Source organism: Amycolatopsis heterodermiae (genome assembly GCF_034929455.1).
GTDB classification, from domain to species: Bacteria; Actinomycetota; Actinomycetes; order Mycobacteriales; family Pseudonocardiaceae; genus Amycolatopsis; species Amycolatopsis heterodermiae.
Map to the genome: position 1 here is coordinate 317,007 of NZ_JAYFSI010000004.1, position 13,888 is coordinate 330,894.

9 protein-coding genes are annotated in these 13,888 nt (G+C 71.7%); all 9 read left to right on the forward strand.

Going from position 1 to position 13,888, the window contains the following annotated elements; all coding sequences use genetic code 11:
• The first annotated feature begins 44 nt into the window (after window positions 1-44).
• The 9 genes from VA596_RS20525 to VA596_RS20565 are packed head-to-tail and all read left to right on the forward strand — an operon-like array spanning window position 45 to window position 13,876.
• Window positions 45-1,409: a GumC domain-containing protein gene (locus VA596_RS20525; protein ID WP_410171907.1), complete on the forward strand. Its 1,365-nt coding sequence runs from the start codon at window positions 45-47 to the stop codon at window positions 1,407-1,409.
• Entirely contained in the window at window positions 1,406-3,199 is a 1,794-nt protein-coding gene (locus VA596_RS20530; RefSeq protein ID WP_323329431.1) for a Wzz/FepE/Etk N-terminal domain-containing protein, read from the forward strand. The genes VA596_RS20525 and VA596_RS20530 overlap by 4 nt, the downstream gene beginning before the upstream one ends.
• Window positions 3,200-3,235: 36 nt before the next feature.
• On the forward strand, window positions 3,236-5,140 hold the full coding sequence (gene asnB / locus VA596_RS20535) for an asparagine synthase (glutamine-hydrolyzing) (RefSeq protein ID WP_323329432.1): 1,905 nt from the start codon (window positions 3,236-3,238) through the stop codon (window positions 5,138-5,140).
• Entirely contained in the window at window positions 5,137-7,320 is a 2,184-nt protein-coding gene (locus VA596_RS20540; RefSeq protein ID WP_323329433.1) for a bi-domain-containing oxidoreductase, read from the forward strand. Before asnB ends, VA596_RS20540 begins: the two co-directional genes overlap by 4 nt.
• Window positions 7,317-9,257, forward strand: a complete 1,941-nt coding sequence (locus VA596_RS20545) for a heparinase II/III family protein (protein ID WP_323329434.1) — start codon at window positions 7,317-7,319, stop codon at window positions 9,255-9,257. The genes VA596_RS20540 and VA596_RS20545 overlap by 4 nt, the downstream gene beginning before the upstream one ends.
• Window positions 9,258-9,266: 9 nt before the next feature.
• Window positions 9,267-10,790, forward strand: a complete 1,524-nt coding sequence (locus VA596_RS20550; RefSeq protein ID WP_323329435.1) for a right-handed parallel beta-helix repeat-containing protein — start codon at window positions 9,267-9,269, stop codon at window positions 10,788-10,790.
• Window position 10,791: 1 nt separating this feature from the next.
• Window positions 10,792-12,060, forward strand: a complete 1,269-nt coding sequence (locus tag VA596_RS20555) for an O-antigen ligase domain-containing protein (RefSeq protein ID WP_410171908.1) — start codon at window positions 10,792-10,794, stop codon at window positions 12,058-12,060.
• A complete protein-coding gene (locus VA596_RS20560) occupies window positions 12,057-13,232 on the forward strand; it encodes a glycosyltransferase (RefSeq protein ID WP_323329436.1) in 1,176 nt (391 codons plus the stop codon). Before VA596_RS20555 ends, VA596_RS20560 begins: the two co-directional genes overlap by 4 nt.
• Window positions 13,229-13,876: a phosphatase PAP2 family protein gene (locus VA596_RS20565; protein ID WP_323329437.1), complete on the forward strand. Its 648-nt coding sequence runs from the start codon at window positions 13,229-13,231 to the stop codon at window positions 13,874-13,876. Before VA596_RS20560 ends, VA596_RS20565 begins: the two co-directional genes overlap by 4 nt.
• The last annotated feature ends 12 nt before the right edge of the window (window positions 13,877-13,888 follow it).

Here is a 13,888-nt window from a genome sequence, read left to right on the forward strand (position 1 = left end):
AACCGGCCGATCCACTGAAGCCGTTCGGCGTACTCGCCTCAGGAATGGAGATCCCGCCGTTGACTGACGACACGGTGCGCCTGAGCCTCATCGGGCAGGTTCTCCGCCGGCGCTGGCGGCTGCTGGTCGCCCTCGCGGTCCTGGGCGGGGCGGTTGGCGCCGGCGCTTCGGTGCTGGTTTCGCCCGGGTACCAGACCTCGTCCAGCGTCCTGCTGCAGGGACCGCGCCAGGCGGACGAGCTGCTCACCCAGGCCGAGGTCGCGACCAGCTCGGTCGTCCTCGACCGCGCCGCCGCGCAGCTGCAGTGGCACCCGAGCGGTGCCGACCTGAAGAAGCAGGTCACAGCGTCGGTGGCGAACGGCAACGTCGTCACGGTCACCGTCTCGGCCGACACCGCCGAGCACGCCCAGCAGCTCGCCGACCAGGTCGCGCAGCAGTTCGTCAAGTACTCGGGGCAGCTCGCCAGCAACTCGGCGGACGCCTCGGTGCAACTGGCCCAGGAGCAGCGCGAGACGCTGCGCCAGCAGGTGCAGCTGACGACGCAGAAGATCAGCGACCTCGCCAAGACCGTCGGCGGGGACCTGACCGTCGAGAGCGTCCAGGTCCGCACGCAGCTCGAAGGCCTGCGGACGTCGCTGGAGCAGGCCATCAACGACCTCAACCAGGCCGACCTCGCGACCGGCATCGGCAACACCGTGGTGCTCGGTCCCTCCGAGCGCCCGGCCGGCCCGGCCGCCCCGACGATGACGCAGCTGGCCGCCGGTGGCGCCGTGCTGTTCTTCCTGATCGGGGTCTTCGGGCACCTCTTCACCGCACGTGCCGACAGACGGCTGCGGGGCGAGCCGGAGATCGCGTCCGCGCTCGGCTCGCCGATCCTCGCCGGCGTGGACGTCCCGACGCCGGAAGGCGACCGCCTCCCGGCGACCGGCCTGTACGGCAAGGTGCGGCGCCTGCTCGGCGGCGACCGGCCGTGGGTGCTGCCGCCGGTGGCGACCTCGGCCGACGACGTCAACCGCGGCATCCGGTACCGCCGGGTGCTCGCCCGGCTGGCCACCGGGCCCGCCGACATCCTGCTGCTGGTGGCCGACGACGACGAGACGGCCCGGCTGGCCGCGACGCAGCTGGCCGCCCTGGCCGACGAGATGTCGCTGCCGCTGCGCGTCCAGGAGGTCACCCCCGGCCGCCCGACCGTCCCGGACGCCGGGGCGAGCTCCGGCGTGCTGGTCGTGCTCAGCACGGCCAGCCGGACCGCGTGGGAGCTCGTTTCGCTCGCCGAGGCCTGCTCGGAAGCCGGGCGGGAGATCATCGGCGCGGTCCTCACCCATCCCGTCCGGCCCCGTGAGCCGGTCGCCGAACCCGCGGCGGAAGCCCCAGAAAACTCCGAGAAAGCCTTGGCAGGTTCGGCGTGACGACTACTTCGGAAACCCCGGCCGCTCCGCTGGTCGACTTGGCGCGGCTGTTCGTCGCCATCCGGCGCCGCAAACGATTCTGGCTGGCCACGGCGCTGCTCGGGCTGATCGCGGGCGCCCTGGTCGCGATCCTGCTGCCGGCCCCGCCGACCGCGGTCGCCAAGGTGATCGTGGTCCACCAGGACGACTCGCCGACCGACAGCGGCACGCTGATGCGCACCGACGTCGCGGTGCTGTCGACCACCCAGATCGCCGAAGGCGCGCTGAAGAAGCTCAACAGCACCGAATCGCCCGAAGAGTTCATGAAGAACTACTCGGGCCTGCCGGTGACGAACAACGTCATGCAGATCACCGTCAAGGCCAAGACCAACGAAGAGGCGGTCGCGCAGGCGAAGGCGCTGGCCGACACGTTCATCGCCGACCACGTCCAGCGCAGCCAGGCCGCCGCGGCCGCGCAGTCGAAGGCCATCCTCGACCAGCGCAAGAACGCCCAGGACGAGCTGACGAAGGTCGACGCGCAGATCGCCGACGAGACCGGCAAGGGCCGCAACGCGAACGCGAGCACCCTCGAGGGCCTTTACGGCCGCCGCGCCGCACTGGCGTCGCAGGTCTCGGACTTCGACTCCCGCGCCCAGCAGGCCGGCATCGGCAGCCCGCAGGTCGCCGCCGGCACCCAGATCGTCGACGCGCCCCGCGCGCTGCCGAAGGCGTTCCTCAAGACGACCGCGACCAACGCCGGCATCGGGTTCGCACTGGGGCTGGCCCTCGGGATCGCGTTCGCCGCCATCGGCGCGGTCTCGCGGGACCGGCCGGTGCTGCGCCGCGAGATCTCGACGCACCTCGGCGCGTCCGTGATCGCCCAGCTGCCGTCGAAGCGCCGCGGCCCGGCTCGCCTGTGGCAGCGGTCCCGCGCGGTTTCGGAACGCAAGCGCGTCGCCACGACGCTGGTCCGCGCGATCCAGAAGGACGTCACCGAGGTGTCGTTGCTGGAGCTCGGCGCGCCGAAGATCGCCGCCGCGCTCGCCCTCGACGTCGCGGAGCAGCTCGGCGAGGACGGCCGCGCGAGTGTCGTGGACGACCTGCCGGGCGAGGACGTGCGCAAGCTGGCGAGCGAGACCAAGAGCGAGGTCACCGTGGTCGGCGCGGGCGACCCGGACGCCGAGGACGGCGAACGCCGCGTCGGCGTCGGCACGGTGTCCCCGGGCACCGCGTGGACCGACCTGGAGCACCTGGGCGCGGAGACGGTGCTGGTCGTCAAGGCCGGGCACGCGAACACGCTTTGGCTGCACACCGTCGCGCGGCAACTGGCCGACCAGGAGATCCCGATCCTCGGTGTGGTGCTGGTCGACCCGGACCCGCGCGACAAGTCCGACGGGACGCTGTGGGACGGCCTGCACACCGCGCTGCGCGGCCGCGCCGGCCTGACACCCGCGGCGCCGCGCGTCGACGTCGAACGCGAAGACCGGATCGACGAGCTGGCGGCCCGGGTCGCCGAGCGCGTCGCGCTGGTGGACCCGCCGACGCGCAAGTTCGCGCCGGTCCGGCCGATGGTCCCGACGGTCGCCAAGCCGCTGCAGTCCAAGCCTCACCCGCCGAAGCCGCAGCAGGGCCAGAAGCTCCCGGAACCCGGCAGCGTCAGCGTCCCGCACGCGGACGCGCCCACGAAGAAGTTCGCTCCGGTCAAGCCGAAGCCGCGGCCGACGCCGTTCAAGCGCGACCACGGCGAGCCGACGCACCAAGGCGAACTGAACGCCGAGCTCGAGTCCGAAAAGAGCGCAGAGGTCTCCTGACCTCCGCGCGCCGCGACGAAGGGGAACCCACTCGAGATGTGCGGCATCGCAGGCACCTACCTCTGGCCGGACGGCGGACCGCTGACCGACCGGCTGACGAAGACGCTGGCCCACCGCGGGCCGGACGGTTCCGGCCGCTACGACCACGGCGTCGGCTCCGGTGAAGTCCACTTGGGACACCGGCGGCTCTCGATCGTCGACCTGACCGAGACCGGCGCCCAGCCGATGGTCCTCGACGGCCTCGCCCTGAGCTACAACGGCGAGCTGTACAACGCGCCGGAACTGCGGGCCGAGCTCGAGGGCGCCGGGGTGCGCTTCCGCGGCACGTCCGACACCGAGGTGCTGCTGCAGGCGTGGCGGCGCTGGGGCACCGACTGCCTGCCGAAGCTGCGCGGGATGTTCGCTTTCGCGCTGTTCGAGGAGGGCACCGGCGAGCTGTTCCTGGTCCGCGACCAGCTGGGAATCAAGCCGCTCTTCTTCGTGCGGCGAAACGGCGGTGTCGCCTTCGCGTCCGAGCTGAAGGCGCTGGCCGGTGAGCTGGGCGGGTCGCTGCAGATCGACAACGCGGCGCTGGTCGCGTCGCTTCTCTACTACTGGGTGCCGGACAGCCGCTGCGCCTACCAGGGCGCGGAGAAGCTGCAGCCGGGCACGTGGCTGCGCTGCCGGCCGGACGGCCAGGTCGACCGCGGCCGCTACTGGTCGCTGCGGGAGGTCGCCGAGGAGGGCGCGGCCTTCGAGGGCGAGGTCGACCTGCACGAGGTGATCTCCGAGTCGACCGCCAAGCACCTGATCTCGGACGTCCCGGTCGCGACGTTCCTCTCGGGTGGCCTGGACTCCAGCTACCTCACGGCGCTGGCCGCGCGGTCGCGGCCGGGGATCTCGGCCTACACCATCGGGTTCCGCGCCGAGGACGCCAAGTTCGAGGCCATGCCGGACGACCTCAAGTACGCCCGGATCGTCGCGCAGCAGTTCGGCGTCGACCTGCACGAGATCGAGATCGCGCCGCAGGTGCTCGACCTGCTGCCGAAGATGACCTACCACCTCGACGAGCCGATCGGCGACCCGGCGGCGATCAACTCGTTCCTGATCTGCTCGGCCGCGCGGGACGCCGGCGTCAAGGTGATGCTGTCCGGCATGGGCGCCGACGAGCTGTTCGCCGGCTACCGCAAGCACCTCGCGAACCTGATCGCCCTGCGCTACCACAAGGTGCCGGGCGCGGTCCGGCGTCCGGTGGAGTCCCTGGTCGACCGGCTGCCGGTCGCGTCGGCCAAGCGCGGCTACCGCTCGGTGCGGTTCGCGAAGCGGTTCCTCTCCTTCGCCGGCCTGCCCGAGGAGACGGCGTTCCGGCGCAGCTACACGATGTACGACCAGGCGGAGCTGCTCGGCCTGCTCAACCCGGACCTCGCGCCGACGGTCGACGACGTCCTCACCGAGCACGCGGACACCTACAACGACCAGGCGCTCGACGACTTCGTCAACCGCATGTGCCTGGCCGACTCGCGGCTGTTCCTGCCCGGCCTGAACCTGACCTACACCGACCGCTCGACGATGGCCGCGTCCACCGAGGTGCGGACGCCGTTCGTCGACGTCGAGGTCGTCCGGGCGGCGTTCAAGATCCCGGGCGACAAGAAGATCGTCGGCCGCGCCGGCAAGGTGGCGCTGAAGAACGCGGCGCTGAACATCCTGCCCAGCGAGATCGTGCACCGGCCGAAGGGCCTGTTCAGCGCGCCGCTGCGGGCGTGGATGAGCCGCGACCTGGCGCCACTGGTGCGGGAGGTCGTGAACGAGGGCGTGCTCGTCGAGTCCGGCTTCCTGCAGCGTGACGCGCTGCAGCGGATGGTCGCCGAGGACGCCGCCGGCCAGGAGGACCGCGGCAAGCACCTCTGGCACATCTTGACCCTTGAGTACTGGTACCGGAATGCGATGGCGGGAGCGAAGTGAAGCAGGTCGTTCAGAACTACAAGAGTGGTGAACTGGCACTGCTCGAGGTGCCGGAGCCGGCGTGCAAGGCCGGCGGCGTGCTCGTCCGCACGGTGTACTCCCTGATCTCGACCGGCACCGAGATGATGAAGGTGTCCGAGGCGAGCCTGTCGCTGGTGGGCAAGGCGAGAGCCCGGCCCGACCAGGTCGCGAAGGTCGTCCAGAGCGTGGCGACCAACGGCCTCTCGGCGACCTACCGCAAGGTGACGTCCAAACTGGACTCATACACGCCCCTCGGTTACTCGTTGTGCGGGATCGTCGAGCAGGTCGGCGACGGGATCACCGACGTCGCGGTCGGCGACCTCGTGGCCTGCGCGGGCAACGAGCACGCGCTGCACGCGGAACTGAACTGGGTGCCCAAGAACCTCTACTCGCGCGTCCCGGCCGGGGTCGACCCGCGGCACGCGGCGTTCGGCACCGTCGGCTCGATCGCGATGCAGGGTGTCCGCCGCGGCGAGCCGCAGATCGGTGATGTCGCCCTGGTGATCGGGCTCGGCCTGATCGGCCAGCTCGTGGTGCAGCTGCTCGTGTCGTCCGGCGTGCGCGTGTTCGGCGTCGACCCCGACCCGGACCGCTGCAAGCTCGCCGAGAGCCTGGGCGCGCTGGTGTGCAGCCACCCGGGTTCCGGCGTGGTCGACACCGCCGTCGAGGAGCTGACGCACGGCGCGGGCGTCGACCAGACCTACCTCGCCGCCGGCGGCAACACGAACGACCCGGTGGAGCTGGCCGCGAAGCTGTCGCGTGACCGCGGCCGCGTGATCGACATCGGCAAGTGCAAGCTCGACCTGCCGTGGAACGCCTACTACGAGAAGGAACTGGACGTCCGGTTCTCCCGCTCGTACGGCCCCGGCCGCTACGACCCGTCGTACGAGCTCGAAGGCCGTGACTACCCGATCGGCCAGGTCCGCTGGACCGAGCGCCGCAACCTCGAGTGCGTCATCGACCTGATCGACCGCGACCGCCTCGACGTCGAGCCGCTGATCACGCACGTCTCGGACTTCTCCGAGGCCGTCGAGACGTACAAGGCGCTCAACGACGGCGAGCTGAAGGCCGTCGCGGTGCTGTTCCGCTACCCGGACGCGGTCGCGAAGACCGAGCCGGTCGTGACGTCCGCGCGGGTCGGGCTGGTCGAGCACAAGGCCGCGCCGCGCCCGGCCGGGCAGCCGGTGCGCCTCGGCTTCATCGGGGCCGGCAACTACGCGTCGTCGATGCTGCTGCCGCACCTCGCCGAGCGCGAGGACGTCCACCTCGAGCACGTCGCGACGACGTCGGCGCTGTCCGGCGCCAACGCCCGGCGCAAGTTCGGCTTCGCCGAGGCGTCCACCGACATCGACAACGTGCTCGGCGACGAGTCGATCGACGCCGTCTTCGTCGTCACCCGCCACAGCTCGCACGCCGAGCTGACCCGCCAGGCGCTGCTCGCGGGCAAGACGGTGTTCGTCGAGAAGCCGCTCGCCCTGTCGGAAGCCGAGCTGCAGAAGGTGCTCGACGCGATCGAGGAGTCCGGCAACGACCGGCTGCAGGTCGGCTTCAACCGCCGGTTCGCGCCGCTGCTGCACGAGGCCCGCGGCCAGTTCGGCCCGCGCGTCGGCCCGGCGACGGTCCGCTACCTGGTCAACGCCGGCCGCCTCGACCACGGCAGCTGGTACAACCAGACGGCCACCGAGGGCTCGCGCTTCGCCGGTGAAGGCGGGCACTTCATCGACACCGTGAGCTGGCTGCTCGACGCCGACCCGGTCTCGGTGTACGCCACCGGCGGCACGGACCTGCAGGTCACCCTCGGCTACGCGGACGGCTCCACGGCGGTCATCAGCTACGCCGAGAGCGGTTCGTCGGGCTTCCCGAAGGAGACGCTCGACGTCACCGCCGACGGCAAGGTCCTGAAGTTCGACGACTTCGTCCGCGCCTCGGTGTACTCCCGCAAGAAGTGGGCCAGTTCGCGGATCCCGAAGGGCCGCGACAAGGGCCAGGCCGCCGAGGTCGACGCCTTCCTCGATGCGGTCCGTACGGGCAGTCCGATGCCGATCTCGGTCGCCTCGCTGGCCGCGACGACGCTGGCCACGCTCGCCGCGCAGACCAGCGTCGCGAACTCGGCGCCGGTCCGGATCGAGCTCCCGCGGAAGGCGGGTGCCCCGGCATGATGGGTCCCGGCTGGTACCTGCGCCGGCTGTCCCGGATGGGGCCGGCGGAGGTCGTCGGCCGTGCCCGGCACGCCGTCGTCCAGCGGCAGTGGCGGTCGGCGCTGCCCGAGCCGCCCGCGTGGCCGTCACACCCACGGTTCACCGCCCCGCTGCCGGACGGTGTCCTCGGCAAGGTCTCCGGCGAGGCCGTCACGCGGCTGCTGGCCACGGCCGACGGGCTGATGGCCGGCCGCGCCGAGTACTTCGGTGTCCTCCGCGAGGACATGGCCGACCCGGACTGGGCGCTCGACCCGAAGACCGGCCGCCGCGCACCGCTGGACGTCTACGCCTTCGATGTGCCGTACCGGTCGGAGGACACGGTCGGCGACATCAAGCAGATCTGGGAGCCGTCGCGGCACCAGCACCTCACTGTGCTGGCTGCGGCGTACGCCCTGACCGGCACCGAGGCGTACGCCGAGCGCGTCGCCGCGCACCTGCGGTCCTGGTGGGCGGCGAACCCGCCGCTTCAGGGGCCGCACTGGGTGAGCGGCATAGAGCTGGGCATCCGGCTGCTGTCGTGGGTCTGGGTCCGCCGGCTGCTCGACGGCTGGGCGGGCGTCAAGGCGTTGTTCGAGGACAACCCGGGCTTCCACCTGCAGCTGTGGCACCACCAGAACTGGCTGGCGACGCTGCGCAGCCACGGCTCGTCGGCGAACAACCACGTCATCGCCGAGGACGCCGGGCTGCTGGCCGCGGCCTGCGCGTTCGGCTGGTTCCCGGAGTCGGCGCGCTGGCGGGCGGAGGCGACCCGCTCGCTCGACGTCCAGCTGGGCCGCAACACCTTCGACTCCGGGCTCAATGCCGAACTCGCGTCCGAGTACCACGGCCTGGTGCTGGAGCTGGGCCTCGCGGCGGCGCTCGAAGCCGACGCGGCGGGCATCCCGGTGCCGGACACCACCTGGGACGTCCTGCTCCGGATGACCGACGCCCTGGCGTCCATTGTGGACAACCGGTTCCGGCCGCCGCGGCAGGGTGACGCCGACGATGGCTTCGGCCTGATCGTCGACGGCTCCGAGACCAGCCGCTGGGGGTCGCTGCTGGCCACCGGGGAAGCCCTGTTCGGCCGCCTCGACTGGTGGCCGGTGCCGGGCGACGACGTCCGCACCCCGCTGCTGGCCGCGCTCGCTCTCCGGACCCCGCGCGTCACGGGTGCCCGCCCCGGCCGGCGTCCCGCCCACCTGCGGGACGCGGGGATGACGATCCTGCGCTCGGGCAAGGTCTGGGCGCGCTGCGACGGCGGCCCGCACGGCTTCCTGTCGATCGCCGCCCACGCCCACGCCGACGCTCTGTCGGTGGAGGTCCGCCACGACGGCGTCGACGTCCTCGCCGACCCGGGCACCTTCTGCTACCACGGCGAGCCGCAGTGGCGGTCGTACTTCCGGTCCACGCTCGGCCACAACACCCTCGAGCTGGGCGGCAGCGACCAGTCCGTGTCCGGCGGCCCGTTCCTCTGGACCCGGCACGCGGTGACGAAGGTGCTCGGCGTGCACACCCCGGACGACGGCCCGTCCCGCTGGTCGGCGGCCCACGACGGCTACGCGCCGGCCGTGCACCGCCGCACGGTGGAGCTCGACGGCGCCGTGCTGAAGATCGTCGACGAGGTGCTCGGCGACACCGGCCCGGCCGCGCGGCTGGCGTTTCACCTGGGCCCGGCCGTCACGGCCACGCTCGAGGGAAACGTCGCCCACCTGAGCTGGGCGGGCGACGGCCGTACCTTGGCCCCGGTGCACACCGCGGAGCTGGAACTGCCGCCCGAGCTGTCGTGGACGGCCCACCGGGGTGAGCTCGACCCGCCGCTCGGCTGGTACTCGCCGGGCTTCGGCCGCAAGGAACCCTCGACCACCCTGGTCGGCTCCGGCACCCCCGGACACCTGACCACCCTGCTCCGTTTCAGTTAGGACCCGCCCGTGACAGCCCGCCGTTCCCGACTCAGCCGTGCCGCTCCGCTGCTCGGTGTGCTGCTCACGCTCGCGGCGTGCTCCAGCAGCCCCGACGACAGCGGCCCGGCCCAGGCGACGTCGGCACCCAGCGGGTCGGTCGCGGCGGTCTGCGACAAGGAGCCGGCCGGCCCGACGGCGGCGCCGGCGGGTGCGGTGGTCGTCGACCCGGCGATCCCGAACGACCTCGCCGTGAAGACCCGCACGGCCGGCCCGGGCACGACGTTCTGGCTCAAGCCGGGCAAGCACGTCCTCGGCGACGACAAGTACGACCAGGTCTCCCCGAAGGACGGCGACGTCTACGTCGGCGCGCCCGGCGCGATCCTCGACGGCCGGAAGGTCAACCAGTACGCGTTCACCGGGCACGCGGCCAACGTCAAGCTCACCTACCTGACCGTGCAGGGCTTCGCGGCGCCGCGCGACGAAGGCGTCGTCAACCACGACTCGGGCGACGGCTGGGTGATCGAGCACTCCACGATCCAGGACAACGACGGTGCCGGGCTGATGGCGGGCGCGCGCCAGCAGGTGCGCGGGAACTGCCTGCGCCGCAACGGCCAGTACGGGATCAACGCCTTCTCCGGCAGCACCCCGATCACCGCGCTGGTCGTCGAGGGCAACGAGATCGCCGGCAACAACACGGGCGACTGGGAAACGAAGATCGACGGCTGCGGCTGCACCGGTGGCGTCAAGTTCTGGGACGTCAACGGCGCCGACGTGCGCGGCAACTGGGTGCACGACAACCACGGCACCGGGCTGTGGGCCGACACCAACAACAACGACTTCCTCATCGAGGGCAACCTCATCGAGAACAACGACAGCGCCGCGATCATCTACGAGATCAGCTACAACGCGATCATCCGCGACAACACGATCCGGAAGAACAACTGGGTCGACGGCCGCAAGTACGCCGACAAGGGTGACAACTTCCCGACGCCGGCGATCTACATCTCCGAGTCCGGCGGCGAGCCGCGGATCAAGGCGCGCACCGCGAAGCTGGAGATCTCCCGCAACTACCTGGAGAACAACTGGTCCGGGATCACGCTGTGGGAGAACGCGGATCGGTACTGCAACAGCCCGGCCAACACCTCCTCCGGTGACTGCACCCGGCTGGTGCCCGACGTGAAGAAGTGCGCGGCCCCGGCCATCAGTACCGAGCCCCTGCTGAGCGACTGCCGCTGGAAGACCCAGCACGTCGACATCCACGACAACAAGTTCGTGCTGGACCCGTCCGTGGTCGGCTGCCAGGCGTCGTGCGGCCGGATGGCCCTGCTGTCGAACTTCGGCACCTACCCGGACTGGTCGCCCTACAAGGGTGCCGTGGTCCAGGAGGCGATCACGTACAAGCAGGACAACCGCTGGCACGACAACAGCTACGCCGGGCCGTGGACGTTCATCCCCTACACCACCGACCGCGTCGTCGAGATCGGCGAGTGGGAAGGGTCGCCGTACTCGCAGGACACCGGAAGCACGTTCACCGCGCAGGGCGGGGGCTGACATGGCGGCACACACCGGAGTGGCGGGAATCCGGGGCGAAGCCACGACCGAGCCCGTGTCCTCGGCGCCCAAGTGGGCGGCCTTGGCCTGGGCCCTGCTGATCATCAACACGCTCGGCTCGACCGGCGCGAAGACGGTCATCCCGCTGCCGCGCTCGGTCAGCCAGCTGGTCACGATGGGCTCGCTGATGACGGCCTTCGTGATCGCGCTGGTGCTGAACAAGCACCTGCGGATCCGGCCGAGCGCGTACCTGCTGCTGCTGACGTTGCTGCTGCTGTCCAGCATCCTCGCCAGCGCCGACCTGAAGGAAGGCGCGGGCGCGCTCTTCCGGTGCTTCCGGCTGACCGTGTTCGTGTCGACGCTCTGGCTGCTGACCCGCTGGTGGGACGGCGGGTTCGCGTTCGTCCGCTCCCATATCCGGACGTACGGGATCGTGCTGGCGTCGGTCGCGATCGGACTGGTCATCTCGCCGGGCAACGCCATGCCGGAGGAGTACGGCGGCCGCCTTTCGGGCGCGGTCTGGCCGCTCACCCCGCCGCAGATCGGCCAATACGCCGCGGTCATCGCGGGACTCACGCTCCTTCTCTGGTTCGGCCGCCGCACGACGTGGCGCAGCGCGTTGGTCATCGTGGTGCCGGTGCTCGGGTTGCTGCTGCTCACGCACACCCGCACGGCGACGCTCGGCCTGATCGCCGGGCTCCTGGTGGCCTTCCTGTCGATGGCGCTGACCAGTGCCCGCGCCCGCAAGGTGTTCGCCTGGACGGCGGGCATCGGCGGCGTCGCCGGCATCGTGCTGGCCGGGGCGCTGCAGGCGTGGTTCCTCCGCGGCCAGAGCGCGGACAACTTCTCCAGCCTGACCGGCCGCGCGAAGGTGTGGGACGCGCTGCTCGAGGCCCCGCGGACGACGTCGGAGTACATCTTCGGCGTCGGCCTCACGGACAAGTCCTACGACGGCCTCCCCATCGACAACAGCTGGCTCGCGATCTACCACGAGCAGGGGTTCGTCGGGATCGCCTTGGTCGCCGCGTTCCTCCTCACGCTGGTCGTGGTCGCGGTGCTGCGCCCGCCGTCACTGGCTCGCGCGTGCGCCATCTTCTTGATCACCTACTGCATTTCGGCCTCCTACACCGAAGCCGGGCTCGGCGACGCGTCGCCGTACCTGCTGCACCTGGCGCTGGCCGCGTCGCTGCTGGTGCGGGGAGCGCCGCAGACCGACGAAGAAGCATTCATCCCGTCGAAGGGGGCAAGCGTGCGAGGTGCAGGCGCGTGAAGGTGCTCGTGGTCCACAACCGATACCGGTCCGAGCAGCCGAGCGGGGAGAACAACGTCGTCGACGCCGAGGTGTCGCTGCTCGCCGAGGGCGGGCACAAGGTGTCGTTGTTCGAGCGCCGCAGCGACGACATCGCGCAGATGCCGTTGCCCCGCAAGGCGGCCGTCCCGCTCATGGTCCCGTGGAACCCGGCGGTCCGGAAGGAGCTCGCGGCCCGGCTGCGAGCCTCGCGCCCGGACGTCGTGCACATCCACAACACGTTCCCGCTGCTGTCGCCGTCGGTGGTCGCGGCCTGCGCGGACGCGGGCGTGCCCGCCGTCGCGACGCTGCACAACTACACGATGGTCTGCCCGCCGGGCACCCTGCACCGCGACGGCCACATCTGCACCGAGTGCGTCGGCGGCTCACCGCTGCCCGCGGTGAAGCACGGCTGCTACCGCGGCTCGAGCGCCGCGACGGTGCCGATGGCGGCCAGCATGCTCGCCAACCGCCGCCGGTGGTGGACGGGCGTCTCCCGGTTCTTCTGCATTTCGGCGGCCCAACGTGACCTCCTGGTGTCGGCCGGCATGCCCGGCGAGCGGATGGCGGTGAAGCACAACTTCGTCACCGACCCCGGCGTCCGCCGCACCGGCGACGGGACCCACGTGCTCTTCCTCGGCCGCATCACCGAGGAGAAGGGGGTCGGGCTCCTCATGCGGGCCTGGGACCGGCTCGGCGGCGCCCTGGGCGTGCCGCTGGTCATCGCGGGTACCGGCCCGATGCAGGACGAGGTCGCCGGCTGGGCGAACGGCCGCTCCGACGTCTCGTACGTGGGCCTGCGGAACAAGGCGGAGTGCCGCGCGTTGACGGCCGACGCGGTGGCGGTGGTGGCCCCGTCGACGTGGCTGGAGGCGTTCGGCCTCGTGGTCGTCGAAGCGATGGCCGCCGGAGTGCCGACGGTCGCGGCGGCCCACGGTGCGTTACCCGAACTGGTCGAGGACGGCGTGACCGGCCTCCTGCACCAGCCGAACGACGCGGCTTCGCTCGCGGACCGGCTGCGCGAGGTGGTCGGCGACCGGAACCGGGAGATGGGCGACGCGGCCCGCGTCCGGTACGAGAAGGACTTCACCCCGGAGGTCGGGCTGGACCGGCTGATCTCCGGGTACCAGGCGGCGATCGAGGCGCACGGGTGAGGGAACTCGTCCGGACCGCGCCCGTGGCCCTGCCGGCCACGCTGCGCACCCCGCTGGCGATGACGGGCGCGCTCGCGACGGCGGTGCTCGTCGCGCTCGGCATCCTCCACTTCCACGACTCCGGCCTGACCGGGATCGACGCGGCCGTGCTGCCGTCGATCGACGGCGTCCGGCCGCCGTGGCGGTACGTGGCGCTGATCTTCGACTTCGGCGGCGAGCCCGTCGGGTCGACGATCCTGGTGGCGCTGATCGCCCTGGCCGGGTTCCTGGCCCACCGGGTCCGGATCGCGGTGCTGACCGTGCTCGGCGTTCTCGCCACGGTCGCGGTGACGACGGTGCTCAAGCCGATCGTCGGCCGCACGATCCACGGCGAGTTCCTGTCCTATCCGAGCGGGCACACGGCCCTCGCGACGGCGCTCGCGCTGGTCATCGGCCTGCTGGTGGCCGACCGCCTGCACCTGGGCCGCACCGCGGCGGTGACGCTGCTGCTCGGCCTGGCCGTGGTCGCCGGGCTCGCGATGGGCTGGGCCGAGGTGGCCCTGGGCGCGCATTACCCGACGGACGCGATCGGCGGTTTCTGCGCCGCGCTGGCGGTGGTCCCGGCGACGGCGTGGGTCGTCGACCGCGTCGCGGACCGCCTCTGACCAGGGCCCGGC